The organism is Novosphingobium decolorationis, assembly GCF_018417475.1.
GTDB lineage: Bacteria > Pseudomonadota > Alphaproteobacteria > Sphingomonadales > Sphingomonadaceae > Novosphingobium > Novosphingobium decolorationis.
The window spans coordinates 932,558-947,705 of sequence record NZ_CP054856.1; the positions used below are offsets into that span (position 1 = coordinate 932,558).

Sequence of the window (15,148 nt, forward strand, 5' to 3'; positions counted from 1 at the left end):
CCGATGCTTGCGCTGCGACCTAGCGCAACTATAGGCGGTGGGGCAATGGACGTTCAACAGACCCGCTACTCGGCGCAGGAGATATCCGCGCTCGCTCGCCAGATCGATCGGCCCATCGTGCTCGTCGGCATGATGGGAGTCGGCAAGTCGAGCGTGGGCAAACGCCTCGCCTCAATCCTCGACTGCCCATTCGTCGACGCCGATGACGAGATCGAACGCTCGGCACAGATGCGCATTCCCGAAATCTTCGAAACTTACGGCGAGGACTATTTCCGCGATGGTGAGCGGCGCGTGATCGCCCGCCTCATGGCCGAGAACGAAGGCTGCATCGTGATCGCGACGGGCGGCGGGGCCTTCGTCAACGCGCAAACCCGCGCACTCATCCTGGAAAAAGCGGTCACGATCTGGCTCGACAGCGACGTCGATACCCTGGTCGAGCGCACCGCGCGCAAGGACAACCGCCCCCTTCTCCAGAACGGCGATCCGCGCGAGATCCTGAGCCGGCTGCGCGAGACCCGCCAGCCTTTCTACGCGCAGGCCCCGATCCACATCGTCAGCGGACAAGGGCCCCACGTCCAGACAATCAACAAGGTCTTGCAGGAACTTACCCAATGGCTGTGATCCGTGTCGACATCGCTCAGCGCCCCTACGAGGTCCGCGTGGGCCAGGGCCTCCTTGCCGAGATCGGTGCCGAGTGCCGGGGTTTTCTGCGCAAGCGCGCCGTTCCTGTCATCACCGATGCGAACGTGCACGCGGCCTGGGGGGACATCGTCGAGGCCTCGCTGCGCGCGCACGGGCACGAGGTCCACTGGCGCATCCTGCCTGCGGGCGAGCAGACCAAGTGCTGGGACGAACTGGCCGCCACGGTGAACTGGCTGCTGTCGCTCGAAGTCGAGCGCCGCGACCATGTGATCGCGCTGGGCGGCGGCGTGATCGGCGATCTGACCGGCTTTTGCGCGGCTGTCCTCAAGCGCGGCTGCAAGTTCATCCAGATCCCCACGACGCTCCTCGCCCAGGTCGATTCGAGCGTGGGCGGCAAGACCGCCATCAACACGCCTGCGGGCAAGAACCTCGTCGGTGCCTTCCACCAGCCCTCGCTGGTGCTGGCCGACCTTGCCGTGCTCGACACCCTGCCCGAACGCGAGCGGCTGGCAGGCTACGCCGAAGTCGTGAAGTACGGCCTGATCGACGATGCCGATTTCTTCGCCTGGTGCGAGGCGAACGGCCCCGCCATGCTGGCGGGCGACGGCGCACTGCGCGAATATGCGGTCGCCCACTCGGTCGCCGCCAAGGCGCGCATCGTGGCCGAGGACGAGTTCGAGACCACCGGCAAGCGCGCGCTGCTCAACCTGGGGCACACCTTCGGGCACGCCCTGGAAGCCGAAACCGGCTTTTCGAGCCAGCTCCTCCATGGTGAGGGCGTGGCGCTCGGCATGGTGCTCGCCGCGCGCTACTCGGCGCGTCTGGGCCACATGAGCACGGCCAGTGCCGAGCGCGTTGCCCGCCACATCGCCGAGGTCGGCCTGCGCGCCGAGATCGCCGAGCTTGGCCTTACCTGCGACGGCGCCGCGCTCGTGCGCCACATGCTCCACGACAAGAAGATGGACGCGGGCACCCTGCCCTTCCTCCTGATGCAGGGAATCGGCAAGACCTACCTCGACAAGCAGGTCGACCTTTCCGATGTAGCCCCCTTCCTCGACAGTGAACTGGCCCGCCCGATTAAGTAGTTTTCAGGGGGCACCAAGTTCCCCTGAACTACCGCCACCCCCAAAAGACGACGACATGTGTGCGGCGTGCGACCGTGCGCGCGTGCTGTTCGCAAAGCCGTCAGGAAATGGGAGTATGTATACCTGTAGGCCGACCCCGAGGCCCGATCGGGGAGCGGCGCGCATGCCACTTCGCGAATCCCCCTGACAGCGGCATGCACAGGCGGCAGGTCCCCACGGCCTGCCGCCGTCCGTGCCGGGTGCCATACCCCGCTTCGGGAACGGGCCGATGCCCTGCCGCATTCTCCTTTGCAAAAGGAGATATCCCATGAAAGCCCAGTCCAAGGCCCAGCAGAAAGCTGCAGGCGCGGCCCTTTCGGCCAAGCGCGGCGAAACGCCCAAGTCCGAACTGCAAGGCGCCTCGCGCGAGATGGTCGAGACCATGAGCGAGGCCGAACTCGAGGACATGGCCTCGACCCGGCGCAGTGGAAAGCCCGAACGCAAGGACGGCTGAGCGCACGCAAAGGTGCCGGAAGGCTCCCCCATGACATTGCGCAAACATGTGGTAATGGTGCCCGCAATCATAAGAAAGTTACGCGAGCATCCCCTGCATGACAGCCCCCGAAGCGACACCCGATTTCGAACACGACGAAGTACCCTCACGCGACGACCGCGCCTTCCTTGGCCACCCCAAGGGCCTGGGCTATCTGTCCTTCGTCGAGGGGTGTGAGCGCTTCTCCTACTACTCCATGCAGACGCTGCTCGTGCTCTACATGGTCAAGTACCTGCTGCTGCCCGAGAACGTGGGCAACGTGGTCGGCCTGTCCTGGCTGCGTTCGGTGCATTACAGCGGGCTTGAGGGCCAGCCGCTCGCCTCGGCGATCTTCGGCGACTACACCTCTCTTGTCTACCTGACCCCGGTGCTGGGCGGCATCCTCGCCGACCGCTGGCTTGGCCGCCGCGCGGCGCTTGTCGCGGGCGCCGTCATCATGTCGGTGGGCCACTTCCTCATGGCGTTCGAGGGACTGTTCCTTTTTGCGCTCATCGCGCTGGTCATTGGCGTGGGCCTGTTCAAGGGCAATATCGCCAGCCAGGTGGGCGAACTCTACGGCCCCGGGGACCTGCGCCGCGCGATGGCCTTCCAGATCTTCTACATCGCGATCAACGTCTCGGTCATCGCCGCCCCGCTCGTCGCGGGCACCGCAGGCGAGGAGCTGGGCTGGCACTACGGCTTCGGCACTGCGGGCGTGGTCATGGTGATCGGCCTTCTCATCTACCTGAAAGCCCGCCCCTGGCTGCCGGGCGAGAGCGCTACGGGAGGCGATGCGGCCAAGGACGGGGCGAAGCTCACCCGCGCCGATGTGCCGCGCCTCGCGACTCTCGCCGTGCTCGTACCCGTGCTCGCCATCGCGATGTTGACCAACCAGGAAATCTTCAACGCCTACCTCGTCTGGGCCGACGAACGTTTTGCCCTCACCTTCTTCGGCCACAAGGTGCCGACCTCGTGGATGATCACGATCGATGCCGCGCTTGCCTTCTCAATGCTGGTTGCAGTCGCCTGGTTCTGGAAGTGGCGCGCGCAGCGCACCGGTACCGAGCCCGATGAACTGGGCAAGATGGTGATCGGCTCGGTCTTCGTGATCGTGGGCGGCCTGTGCCTTGTCGTCGCCTCGGCCACGACCCCGGCAGACGTGAAGATCGGCCTGTTCTGGCCGGTCCTGTTCCACCTCTTCAACTCGATCGGCTTTGCCCACCTGATGCCGGTCAGCCTGGCGCTCTTCACCAAGATCGCGCCGCGCGCGCTTAACGCGACGGTCGTGGGCATCTACTATCTGGCCTTCTTCGCCGCGAACAAGACCATCGGCATCGTGGGCGGATGGTATTCCTCGATGGACACGACGCAGTTCTGGCTGTTGCATGTGGCGAGCGCGGCTTTCGGACTCGTTGCTTTCGCGCTGCTCAAGGTGTTCCTGGGCAAGACACTCGCCGATCAGGCCCCCGCCTGATCGCAGTCAGGCGAAGACCGCGACGGACTGCATGCCGGCCACGGCCGGCGTGCCGCCCTCGCCCCACTGCAGGATGTCCTCGCTCGCCAGACCGTGCCCCGACTGGCGGCTGGTCGAGCGGATCAGCCACCAGCCATCGCGCGGCCGAGCCGCGGTGTTGAGCATGTTGACGTGCCACTGCATCGAACTCACCGGCGTGCGCGGCGGCAGGTGCGGGAGAACGGCGGGCGGAAGGGCATCGCCCAGCAGCACCGCCTCGACATCGGCATCGAGCCCCTCACGCTCGCGCACGCGAACCCACCAGCACAAGTCCGCCTCCTGAAGGCGATCAGCCGGAAGAGCCACGCGCACGTCGAAGTGCATCTGCATGAAGGCCGGAAGCACCTTGGTTTCAAAGACGGGTGCGTCCTCCAACGGCACCAGGCCATCGGGTAGCGCATAGCCGCCCAGCGCCAGCACGCTTTCGCGCGGTTGCATGAAGACGCAGTTCGCGAGGAACCCGGTTCCCTTCTCCCCCACCAGTTCGGCTGTCACCCAGACCGCATTGCGGCCCGCCCGCACGATCTTTGCGCGCGCCTCGATACGGCCCACCAGCGGGGCGATCATCGAGAACTGCGCCGAACGCAGCGGCAAGGGCTCGGGCAGGACCCGGCGCGCGGCTTCCACCGCCAGCGCCGAGGTCAGCCCGCCATAGGCGGTGCGCCCCTGCTGCCAGTCGGGCGTGATCGTAAGGGCAAAGCCGTCCTCCAGCGTCTCGGCGCCGGAGAGCATTTCGACAAGCGCGGGCATCGCCTCAGGCCAACCTTGCGCCGTTGGGAACGGGCGTGTCGGGCGAGAAGAGCGTGATACGCCCTTCCTCGTCCCCAAAGCCGAGTGTCAGGCACTCGGACATCGCCTTGCCGATCTGGCGCGGCGGGAAGTTCACCACCGCGGCGATCTGCTTGCCCACCAGGTCCTCGCATTCATAGAGCGCGGCGACCTGCCCGATCGACTTGCGCGTCCCGATGCCGGGCCCGAAGTCGATCAGGAGCTTGTAGCTGGGCTTTCGCGCGCCCTCGTAGGCCGTGGCCTCGACCACGGTCCCCACGCGAATGTCGACTTTCAGAAAGTCGTCGAAGGCGATCGTCTCTGCAGGCGCGGCCGCAGCGTCGTGGTCGAGGTGCAAGGGTTACTCCAGTTCCAGGATGATCGCGTCCACGGCAAGGCTGTCGCCCGCCTTGGCGTTGACCGCCTTGACCGTGCCCGACTTTTCGGCGCGCAGGATGTTCTCCATCTTCATCGCCTCGATCACGGCCAGCGGCTGTCCGGTCTCGACCTTGTCGCCCTCGCCCACGTTGAGCGAGACGAGCAGGCCCGGCATCGGGCAGATGAGGTACTTGGAGAGATCGGGCGGGATCTTCTCGATCATGTGCTTGGAATGCTGCGACACGCGGGTCGGCAGGCAGTCAAGCGTGTGGATCGCCCCGCGCGTGGTCATCTTGAAGCCCATGCGCGTGGTCTCGAGCTTGATCGTGATCGGCTCGCCATCGATGTCGGCATCGATGAAGCGGTCGCCCGGCGTGTATTCGAGCGCAAGGTCCACCTCGACATCGTTGACGAGGATCGTGTCCTCCTCGACGACGACGGTGTAGGGCACCTTCTGAAGCGTCACCGTCCATTCACCCGGCGGATCGAGCGGGGTCGCCAGCTGGCCATCGACGCGGCGCGCACGGTCGGCGCGCGCGGCGGCGATGAAACCGGCCACGGCCGCCAGCTTGATCTTGAGCTCGTCCGAAGCGGGTGCGCCATGGAAGCCTTCGGGGTATTCCTCGGCGATGAAGCCCGTGGTCAGTTCGCCCGAACGGAAGCGCTCGTGCTGCATGATCGCGTTCACGAAATCGATGTTGTGGCCCAGCCCCTCGATTTCGAAGGCATCGAGCGCGGCAATCTGCTTGTCGGCCGCCTCGTCGCGGGTCTCGCCCCAGGTGATCAGCTTGGCGATCATGGGATCGTAGAACATCGAGACCTGGCCGCCTTCGTAGACGCCGTCGTCAACGCGGATGCCATCGATGCCCCGGCGGCCATTGGCCGTGCCGTCATCGCTCCAGCCGTCAACCGGCGGGTTGTAGCGCACGAGGCGCCCGGTCGAGGGCAGGAAGCCGCGATAGGGGTCTTCGGCGTAGACGCGGTTCTCGATGGCCCAGCCCTCGATCTTCACGTCGTCCTGCGTCATCGCCAGCTTCTCGCCATAGGCGACGCGGATCATCTGCTCGACAAGGTCGACCCCGGTGATCGCCTCGGTGACCGGGTGCTCGACCTGGAGACGGGTGTTCATTTCCAGGAAGTAGAACGATTCGCCCGTCGGGTCCGCGCCCGAGACGATGAGCTCCACCGTGCCCGCCGAGTGGTAGTCCACCGCGCGCGCCAGGGCGACGCACTGCTCGCCCATGGCCTTGCGCATCTTGTCGGTGACGAAGGGCGACGGCGCTTCCTCGACCACCTTCTGGTGGCGGCGCTGGATCGAGCATTCGCGCTCGTTCAGATAGAGAATGTTGCCGTGCTTGTCGCCCAGGATCTGGATCTCGATGTGGCGCGGGTTCTCGATGAACTTCTCAATGAAGACACGGTCATCGCCAAAGGAGTTGAGACCTTCGCGGCGGGTCGCCTCGAAGCCTTCGCGCACGTCGGTTTCCGACCAGGCAAGGCGCATGCCCTTGCCGCCGCCGCCAGCCGACGCCTTCATCATCACCGGGTAGCCGATCTCGTTGGAGATCTTCACCGCGTGCTCAGTGTCCTCAATCACGCCGACAAAGCCGGGGACCACGTTCACACCGGCTTCGCGCGCCAGCTTCTTGGATTCGATCTTGTCGCCCATCGCCGCGATCGCGCCCGGGGGCGGGCCGATGAAGGCGATGTTTTCCTTGGCCAGCGGCTCGGCGAACGAGGTGCGCTCGGAGAGGAAGCCATAGCCCGGGTGCACGGCCTCGGCCCCGGTCTGCTTGCAGGCGGCAATGATCTTGTCCGCGATCAGATAGCTTTCCGCCGCAGGCGAAGGCCCGATGTGGACCGCCTCATCCGCCATCCTGACGAAGGGCGCCTGCGCGTCGGCATCGGAGTACACGGCCACGGTCTCGATACCCATGCGCCGCGCGGTCTTGATCACGCGGCAGGCAATCTCGCCGCGGTTTGCGATCAGGATCTTCTTGAACAAACCCTCTTCCTCCAATTTGCCGGACAGGCGCTCTCGCCGAGCGGTCCCTGGCGTACTGTTTGCGTCTATTCCGCCGCTTCGAGCTTCGCGCAGCCCTTGGGCATGCGGCTGGCTTCGACATCGGCGGATGTCTCGGTGATCGCCATGGGCTTGAGGCCCAGGCGTTCGAACATGGCAAGGTCGCTGTCATCGCCCGCGTTGGGGGCGGTGAGCAGCTTGTCGCCGGTGAAGATCGAGTTGGCACCGGCCATGAAGCACATGGCCTGCGTCATCTCGGACATGGATTCGCGGCCCGCCGAGAGGCGCACCATCGAGTGGGGCATGGTGATGCGCGCGACCGCGACGGTGCGCACGAATTCGACATCGTCGATCTTGGCCATCGGCGTATCGGCCAGCATGTCGCCCAGCACGGTGCCCTTGACCGGCACAAGCGCGTTGACCGGCACCGACTGCGGGTGGTCGGGAAGCGTGGCGAGCGTGTGGACGAAGCCGACGCGGTCGGCGCGGGTTTCCCCCATGCCCACGATGCCGCCCGAGCACACGTTCATGCCCGCCATGCGCACGTTGGAGAGCGTGTCGAGACGGTCCTCCATGGTGCGCGTGGTGATGACATCGTCATAACGCTCGGGCGAGGTGTCGATGTTGTGATTGTAATAGTCCAGCCCGGCGTCCTTGAGCATGCCCGCCTGCTCGGCCGTCAACATGCCCAGCGTCATGCAGGTTTCCATACCCATCGCGCGCACGCCCTTCACCATCTCGATGATGGCGGGCATGTCGCGGTCCTTGGGGTTGCGCCAGGCCGCCCCCATGCAGAAGCGGGTCGAACCCTGGTCGGCGGCCTGCGCGGCGCGCTGGAGAACTTCCGACACGCCCATCAGCTTGGTCGCCTTCACGCCGCTCTTGGCGTGGACCGACTGCGAGCAGTAGCCACAGTCTTCCTGGCAGCCGCCGGTCTTGATCGAGAGCAGCGTCGAGAGCTGGACCTCGTTCGCCTTATGGTTGGCGCGGTGGACCTCGGCGGCGCGGAAGACCAACTCGGTGAACGGCAGGTCGAACAGCGCGGCGATCTCCTCGCGCGTCCAGTCGTTGCGGGGGGCGGTGTGGGGGGCGTCGGTCATAATCAAATCTGCTCCAGGGCCTGCGCGAGGTCGGCCACGATATCGTCGATGTGCTCGATCCCCACGGACACGCGCACGACATCGGGCCCTGCGCCTGCCTCGACCAGTTCGTCGTCGCGCAGCTGGCTGTGCGTCGTCGAAGCCGGGTGGATGATCAGCGAGCGCGTGTCCCCGATATTGGCCAGATGGCTGAACAATTGGACCGAGGACACGAGCTTCACGCCCGCCTCATAGCCGCCTTTGACCCCGAAGGTGAAGACGGCGCCGCCCTTGCCGCCCAGATAGGTCTTCGCAAGCTGGTGATAGTCACTCTCAGGAAGGCCCGCGTAGCTGACCCAGGCGACCTTGGGATGGGCCTGGAGCCACGTGGCCAGATGCAGCGCGTTGGCGCAGTGGCGCTCCATGCGCAGCGCCAAGGTTTCCATGCCCGTCAATACGTTGAAGGCGTTCTGCGGCGCAAGTGTCGGCCCCAGATCGCGCAGCCCCAGCGCCCGGCAGGCGAGGATGAAGGCCAGGTTGCCAAACGCCTCGGTAAAGACCTTGCCGTGGTAGCTGGGGTTGGGCTCGGAGAGGTAGGGGTACTTGTCCCCCACGCTCCAGTCGAAGGAGCCCGCGTCCACGATCAGGCCCGCGATCGAATTGCCGTGCCCGCCCAGGAACTTGGTGGCCGAGTGAACGACGACATCGGCGCCGTGTTCGATGGGTCGGCAGAGCGCGGGCGTTGCCATGGTGTTGTCGACGATGAGCGGCACGCCCGCTGCATGGGCGACCCTGGCTATCGCCGCGATATCCTGGACGACACCGCCCGGGTTGGCGAGGCTTTCGATGAAGACGGCGCGGGTCTTGTCATCAATGGCCGCCGCGACTTCTTCGGGATCATCCGCGTTCACGAACTTGGAATCCCAGGCCATCTTTCGGAAGCTGTGCCCGATCTGGTTGAGCGAGCCGCCGTAGAGCTTCTTCGCCGCGACAATGTTGCAGCCCGGCTCCATCAGCGTGTGGAAGGCCAGGAACTGCGCGGCATGGCCCGAGGCGGTCGAGAGCGCTGCCACCCCGCCTTCGAGCGCCGCGATCTTGCCTTCCAGCGCGCCGTTGGTGGGGTTCATGATGCGGGTATAGATATTGCCGAATTCGTTGAGCGCGAAGAGGTCGGCCGCGTGCTCGGGACTGTCGAAGACGTAGCTTGCCGTCTGGTAGATCGGCGTGATGCGTGCGTTCGTCGCCGGGTCAGGCTGGGTGCCGGCGTGGATGGTCATGGTCTCGAGCTTGTGCGTCATGTCCCTCTCCTGTCCTCTCGTCACTGAACCGTTTCGCCAAGGCGGCGCTGCGCGTAGCCGCGCAGGGCATCGGCGTAGTGCGGCGCGGCGCGGCGCGCGGCTTCATCCGCCCCGAACCCTTCGACCGAACGCGCGATGCGCGCCAGGGCCGCGTCACTCAGGCTGTCCAGCCGCGCACGGTAGATGCCGATGGTGAAGACAATCGCGCGCGAGCGCTTGAGACGGCGCAGCGCCTCACGCTCGCAGCGCACGAAGAGCGTGCTCCCTGCGTTTTCGGGAGTTACATGCGCAAAGCGGGCCTCGGGCGCCATGTCGGGCAGATAGCGCAGCGCGTCGCTCGCCACCACGAAAGCGTTGGTGCGCCCGAAGATATTGAAGGACTGCAAGCCCTCCAAGAACGTGTCGACGCCGCTGGCAAGCGCCTCTTCATACCTGCCGATGGGCGCATGGATCGCCGCTGTGGAGAGGCCCATCTTCTCCTCAAGACGCCAGTCGGTCGGAAAGGCGACCGCCGCCGCGGCAAGACGGAACGGCACGCCGGGGGCATCCTGAACCATGATGCACAGGTCTTCCCAGCAGGCCCGTGCGCAGGTCTCAAGGTCCCCCTCGACACCCAGCAACCCGCCCAGTTCGGCAATTGCCTCGGCGGCTTCGGGCCGCGCGATCACACTGTGCGGGTGCGCATCGAAGGCCTCCGCGCGCGCGGCGAGGTCGGGCGTGGGATCGAGCCACTCAGCCTCAGGCAGGCGCACCAGCCCCATGCGCAAGGGCCCTTCGACCCGCGCCTGGGGGAGGAGTGCCTCCACGGAAAAACCGAGTGTCATCGTATCTATCCCGCGCCCGCCCGCCGCTTACTCGGCCGCGTCCAGCGCTTCGCCCGCAGGTGGCATGTTGTGGCCCAGCAGGCGCAGCACGTCGGCCGCGCATTCCACCACGTTGGAGCCCGGACCATAGATGCCCTGGACGCCGCGCTCCTTGAGGTAGTCATAGTCGGTCGCTGGGATGACGCCGCCCGCCACCACCTTGATATCGCTGCGCCCCGCTTCGCGCAGGTGCTCGATCATCTCGGGGATGAGGGTCTTGTGACCAGCCGCCAGACTGGAAGCGCCGACCACTTCGACCTCGTTGTCGAGCGCCATCTTGCAGGCCTCTTCCGGGGTCTGGAAGAGCGGGCCCGAGACCACGTCGAAGCCCATGTCACCAAAGGCCGAAGCGATCACGTTGGCGCCGCGGTCATGGCCATCCTGGCCCATCTTGGCGACGAACAGGCGCGGCGCGCGGCCGAGACGGCGCGAAACCGCCTCCACCCCGTCGAGCACCTGCTGGTAGCGGCTGTCGCCCTCGTACGCCGTGCCGTAGATGCCCTTCACCGGCGTCGGCATCGTACCGTGACGGCCGAAGACCTCTTCCATTGCCGCCGAGATCTCGCCCAGCGTCGCGCGTTCGCGCGCGGCGTCGACAGCCAGAGCCAGGAGGTTGCCCTTGCCCTTCGCACCTTCGGTCAGGGCCTTGAGCGCGGCGCGGCACTTGGTCTCATCGCGGCCCGCCTTGACCTTGTTGATGCGCGCGATCTGGCTGGCGCGGACCTTGGCGTTGTCGACCGCGAGGGTCTCGATGGGGTCTTCCTGATCGCGGCGGTACTTGTTGACGCCCACGATCACGTCATCGCCCCGGTCGACGCGGGCCTGACGCCCGGCCGCGGCTTCCTCGATCATGCCCTTGGGCCAGCCCGCCGCCACGGCCTTGGCCATGCCGCCTTCGCTCTCGACGCGCTCGATGATCTCCCAGGCCTTCTCGACCAGTTCGCTGGTGAGCGCCTCGATGTAGTAGGAGCCACCCAGGGGATCGACGACATTGCACATGCCGGTCTCTTCCTGGATCACGATCTGGGTGTTGCGCGCGATGCGGGCCGAGAAGTCGGTCGGCAGCGCGATCGCTTCATCCAGCGCGTTGGTGTGGAGCGACTGCGTGCCCCCCAGCATCGCGGCCATCGCCTCGATGGTGGTGCGCATGACGTTGTTGTAGGGGTCCTGCTCCTGCAGGCTGACGCCCGAGGTCTGGCAGTGCGTGCGCAGCATCTTGGAGCGTTCGGACTTGGCGCCCAGCTCCGTCATCGCGCGGTGCCACAAGGTGCGCGCAGCGCGCAGCTTGGCGATCTCCATGAAGAAGTTCATGCCGATCGCAAAGAAGAACGAAAGGCGGCCGGCAAACTTGTCGATGTCGAGACCCGAGGCCACGCCGTACTTCACGTATTCCATGCCGTCAGCGATGGTGAAGGCCAGTTCCTGGACCTGCGTCGCGCCCGCTTCCTGCATGTGGTAGCCGGAAATCGAGATCGAGTTGAACTTGGGCATGTTGTCCGCCGTGTAGGCGAAGATGTCCGAGATGATCCGCATCGAAGGTTCGGGCGGATAGATATACGTGTTGCGGACCATGAACTCCTTCAGAATGTCGTTCTGAATGGTTCCGGTCAGCTTGTCGGGCGCAACGCCCTGTTCCTCGGCGGCGATGATGTAGAAGGCAAGGCACGGGATAACCGCGCCGTTCATGGTCATCGAGACCGACATCTCGTCCAGCGGAATACCGTCGAAGAGGATCTTCATGTCCTCGACGCTGTCGATGGCGACGCCCGCCATGCCCACGTCGCCGGTCACGCGCGGGTGATCGGAATCGTAGCCACGGTGCGTGGCCAGGTCGAAGGCGACCGAAAGCCCCTTCTGGCCTGCCGCAAGGTTACGGCGGTAGAAGGCGTTCGATTCCTCGGCGGTCGAGAAGCCCGCATACTGGCGGATCGTCCAGGGGCGCCCTGCGTACATCGAGGCTTTCACACCGCGCGTGAAAGGCGCAAAGCCGGGAAGGCCCGGATCGGTGGTCACGTCCTCGGCGGTGTAGAGCGGCTTTACCGCGATACCTTCGGGCGTGTTCCAGGTGAGGTCGCGGCCCTTCACTTCCTTGTCGGCAAGGGCCTTCCAGTCGTCCAGCTTGGGTGTGTCGCTCATCTCAGAATCCCTTGAACTCGGGTTTGCGCTTCTCGCGGAAGGCGGTGACCGCTTCCTTGAAGTCCTCGGAGAAGCCGGCATCGCTCTGGTTCGCCGCTTCCATCCGGAGGCTCTGGTCGAAATCGTGGTCGAGCGCGTGGATGACCTGCTTGCGGATCATCCCCAGCGCCCGCGTCGGCCCCTTGGCGAGCCTGGCGGCCAGCGCCTTGGCCTCAGCCAGCGAGGTCCCGTCCTCGACCACGCGCGCGATGAGGCCCATGGCTTGCGCATCTTCGGCCGAGAGCTTTTCGCCCAGCAGCGCCAGTTCCATGGCGCGCGCGCGGCCCACGCACTTGGCCACCATCCAGGTCGCGCCCGCATCGGGGACAAGGCCGATGTTGGCAAAGGCGAGCAGGAAGTAGGCCGAGCGCTCGGCAACGACGATGTCGCCCGCCAGCGCAAAGCCCATGCCTGCGCCCACCGCCGGGCCGTTGACCGCCACGACCAGCGGCACGGGCAGTTCGGCCAGCGTGCGCGCCAGCGGGTTGTAGGTTGTGCCCAAGATCTCGCCCAGGTCCTCGGGCAGTGCGTCCTCGCCGTCGGCCTGCAGGTCCGCGCCGGACGAGAACGCCCGGCCCGCGCCTGTCAGCACCAGCGCGCGCGCCTTCAGCCACGCTCGTCTCCAGCGCGAGGCGCAGTTCGGTGATGAGACGCGGGGTCAGCGCGTTCAGGCGCTCCTCGCGCGAGAGCGTGAGAATGGCGACATCGCCCTCCCGCTCGACCTTGAGAACCTCAGCCATCAGTGCGCCCCCTTGGGACGTTCCATGATCTCGGTCAGCTGGCCGCCCATGTCCTTGGGGTGGACGAAGAAGATCATCGTGCCGTGGGCGCCGACGCGCGGTTCGCCCAGAACCCGCTTGCCCTGCCCCTCGAACCAGGCCTTGGCCTCGGCAATATCCTCGACCTCGTAGCAGATGTGGTGCTGCCCCCCGAGCGGGTTCTTTGCCAGCCACTTGCCGACCGCAGAATCGGGATCGGTGGGTTCGAGCAGCTCGATCTGCGTGCCGCCCGTGGTGCCCAGCGCTCCGCTCTCCTGCGGCGTCTCGACGAAGCAGACGCGCACCTTCTGGCTTTCGAGCACGAAGGGCTCGGTCACGACAGCCGCGCCCATCACGTCCTTGTAGAAGGCGATGGCGGCATCGAGGTCGGGCGTCGCGACGCCGACATGGTTGAGACGGCCAAGCTTCATGGCTGAGGCTCCTTGGGAGTTTCGAGAATTTCGGTGAGGATGCCGCCCATGTCATCGCCATGGACGAAGAAGATCGGATGGCCGTGGGCACCGGGGCGCGGTTCACCCAGGACACGCTTGCCCTGGGCCTCGAACCAGGCCTTGGCCTCGTGGATGTCGGGCACCTCGAAGCACAGGTGATGCTGCCCGCCGCCCGGGTTCTCGGCCAGGAAGGGGCTGACCGTGCTGTCCGCGCGCAGCGGCTGGATCAGCTCGACCTGCGTGCCGTTCATCGCCCCGCCCGCAGGCGTATCAAGGAAGCGGATGAGGATGCCGGCCCGCTCGATCACGATGGGCTCGTGGACATGGGTTGCCCCCATCACGCCCGTCCAGTGGGCGAGCGCGGCCTCCATGTCGGGGACCGCGATGCCTACGTGATTGAGCCGGCCCAGCTGCATCAGGCGCAGGCCTCGATGACCATGGCAATGCCCTGCCCGCCACCGATGCACATGGTGATGAGCGCGTACTTCCCGCCCGTGCGCTTCAGCTCGTACATCGCCTTGACGGTGAGGATCGTGCCGGTGGCGCCAATCGGATGGCCCAGCGACACGCCCGAACCGTTGGGGTTGGTCTTGGCCGGATCGAAGCCCAGTTCCTTGGCAACGCCGCAAGCCTGCGCGGCGAAGGCCTCGTTGCTTTCGATCACGTCGATCTGGTCGAGCGTCAGCCCGGCGCGCTTCAGCGCCACCGGAACCGCCTTCACCGGACCAAGGCCCATGACCGTGGGCTCGACGCCCGCGTGGCCCCAGCCCAGGATCCTGGCCATGGGCTTCAGGCCCTTTTCGGCCACCGCCTTGCCGCTCGCCAGGACGACCGCAGCTGCACCGTCGTTGATGCCCGAGGCGTTGCCCGCGGTCACCGTGCCGTCCTTCTTGAAGACGGTCTTGAGCTTGGCCATCGATTCCAGCGTGGCGTCGGCGCGCACGTGCTCATCAGTGTCGAAGACAGTCACGCCCTTGCGGGTCTTGATCTCGACCGGGACGATCTGGTCCTTGAAGTAGCCCTTCTCGATCGCGTTCGCGGCGCGCTTGTGGCTCTCGACCGCCAGCGCGTCCTGGTCCTCGCGGGTGATCTGGCACTGCGCGGCGACATTCTCGGCGGTGACGCCCATGTGGATGTCGTCAAAGGGATCGGTCAGCGCGCCGAGCATGCCGTCCTCGAAGGTGACGCCGCCCATCTTCACGCCCTTGCGCACCGCGCTGGTCATGTGGGTGGAATTCGACATGACCTCGCAGCCCGCGCCCACGGCGAACTGGTGCTCGCCCAGCGCAATCGCCTGGGCCGCCGAGACGATGGCCTGCAGGCCCGAGCCGCACAGGCGGTTGACGTTCATCGCCTGCGAGGAGATCGGCACGCCCGCGTTCACCGACGCCATACGCGACACGTATGCGTCCTTGGGCTGGGTCGGGACGACCGTGCCCACGACCACGTTCTCGATCAGGTCAGGCTCGATCCCGGCACGGGCGATGGCTTCCTTGATGGCGATGGCGCCAAGCTCCGCCGGACGGAACGAGGCCAGGCTGCCACCAAAGGTGCCGACCGCCGTGCGCGTACCGCTGACGATGTAGATCTCTTCCATGAGTGC

The 15,148-nt window shown here is 66.1% G+C and carries 15 protein-coding genes; 4 read left to right on the forward strand and 11 right to left on the reverse strand.

Features of this window, described 5'->3' with window-relative positions:
- Positions 1 to 45 precede the first annotated feature (45 nt).
- From HT578_RS04315 to HT578_RS04330, 4 genes are all read left to right on the forward strand, one after another.
- Positions 46 to 621, forward strand: coding sequence for a shikimate kinase (locus HT578_RS04315; RefSeq protein WP_039392783.1), 576 nt, complete (start codon positions 46 to 48; stop codon positions 619 to 621).
- On the forward strand, positions 612 to 1,727 hold the full coding sequence (gene aroB / locus HT578_RS04320; protein ID WP_213502305.1) for a 3-dehydroquinate synthase: 1,116 nt from the start codon (positions 612 to 614) through the stop codon (positions 1,725 to 1,727). Before HT578_RS04315 ends, aroB begins: the two co-directional genes overlap by 10 nt.
- 307 nt (positions 1,728 to 2,034) lie before the next feature.
- On the forward strand, positions 2,035 to 2,220 hold the full coding sequence (locus HT578_RS04325; protein WP_039392781.1) for a DUF3008 family protein: 186 nt from the start codon (positions 2,035 to 2,037) through the stop codon (positions 2,218 to 2,220).
- A gap of 97 nt (positions 2,221 to 2,317) precedes the next feature.
- Complete coding sequence (locus HT578_RS04330; RefSeq protein ID WP_213502306.1) at positions 2,318 to 3,712, forward strand: peptide MFS transporter; 1,395 nt, start codon at positions 2,318 to 2,320, stop codon at positions 3,710 to 3,712.
- Between the two features lie 6 nt (positions 3,713 to 3,718).
- Here HT578_RS04330 and HT578_RS04335 read toward each other — a convergent pair whose 3' ends face one another.
- From HT578_RS04335 to HT578_RS04385, 11 genes are all read right to left on the reverse strand, one after another.
- Positions 3,719 to 4,501 (reverse strand): thioesterase family protein, encoded by a 783-nt coding sequence (locus tag HT578_RS04335; RefSeq protein WP_213502307.1) that lies wholly within the window; start codon positions 4,499 to 4,501, stop codon positions 3,719 to 3,721.
- Between the two features lie 4 nt (positions 4,502 to 4,505).
- Positions 4,506 to 4,877, reverse strand: coding sequence for a tRNA-binding protein (locus HT578_RS04340; RefSeq protein WP_213502308.1), 372 nt, complete (start codon positions 4,875 to 4,877; stop codon positions 4,506 to 4,508).
- A gap of 3 nt (positions 4,878 to 4,880) precedes the next feature.
- Positions 4,881 to 6,902: an acetyl-CoA carboxylase biotin carboxylase subunit gene (locus HT578_RS04345; RefSeq protein WP_213502309.1), complete on the reverse strand. Its 2,022-nt coding sequence runs from the start codon at positions 6,900 to 6,902 to the stop codon at positions 4,881 to 4,883.
- A gap of 65 nt (positions 6,903 to 6,967) precedes the next feature.
- Positions 6,968 to 8,020 carry a biotin synthase BioB gene (bioB, locus tag HT578_RS04350; protein ID WP_039392776.1) on the reverse strand — a complete coding sequence of 351 codons (1,053 nt, stop codon included), beginning with the start codon at positions 8,018 to 8,020 and terminating at the stop codon, positions 6,968 to 6,970.
- A gap of 2 nt (positions 8,021 to 8,022) precedes the next feature.
- Positions 8,023 to 9,297, reverse strand: coding sequence for an O-acetylhomoserine aminocarboxypropyltransferase (locus HT578_RS04355; protein ID WP_213502310.1), 1,275 nt, complete (start codon positions 9,295 to 9,297; stop codon positions 8,023 to 8,025).
- Between the two features lie 20 nt (positions 9,298 to 9,317).
- On the reverse strand, positions 9,318 to 10,121 hold the full coding sequence (locus HT578_RS04360) for a heme-dependent oxidative N-demethylase subunit alpha family protein (protein ID WP_213502311.1): 804 nt from the start codon (positions 10,119 to 10,121) through the stop codon (positions 9,318 to 9,320).
- A gap of 27 nt (positions 10,122 to 10,148) precedes the next feature.
- Positions 10,149 to 12,296: a methylmalonyl-CoA mutase gene (scpA, locus tag HT578_RS04365; protein WP_213502312.1), complete on the reverse strand. Its 2,148-nt coding sequence runs from the start codon at positions 12,294 to 12,296 to the stop codon at positions 10,149 to 10,151.
- A 1-nt stretch (position 12,297) separates the two neighbouring features.
- Positions 12,298 to 12,927 carry an enoyl-CoA hydratase-related protein gene (locus HT578_RS04370; RefSeq protein ID WP_338422165.1) on the reverse strand — a complete coding sequence of 210 codons (630 nt, stop codon included), beginning with the start codon at positions 12,925 to 12,927 and terminating at the stop codon, positions 12,298 to 12,300.
- Between the two features lie 147 nt (positions 12,928 to 13,074).
- Entirely contained in the window at positions 13,075 to 13,524 is a 450-nt protein-coding gene (gene mce, locus HT578_RS04375) for a methylmalonyl-CoA epimerase (protein WP_213502313.1), read from the reverse strand.
- Positions 13,521 to 13,961, reverse strand: coding sequence for a VOC family protein (locus HT578_RS04380; RefSeq protein WP_213502314.1), 441 nt, complete (start codon positions 13,959 to 13,961; stop codon positions 13,521 to 13,523). The genes mce and HT578_RS04380 overlap by 4 nt, the downstream gene beginning before the upstream one ends.
- Positions 13,961 to 15,142 carry an acetyl-CoA C-acyltransferase family protein gene (locus HT578_RS04385; RefSeq protein ID WP_213502315.1) on the reverse strand — a complete coding sequence of 394 codons (1,182 nt, stop codon included), beginning with the start codon at positions 15,140 to 15,142 and terminating at the stop codon, positions 13,961 to 13,963. Before HT578_RS04385 ends, HT578_RS04380 begins: the two co-directional genes overlap by 1 nt.
- Between the last annotated feature and the right edge of the window lie 6 nt (positions 15,143 to 15,148).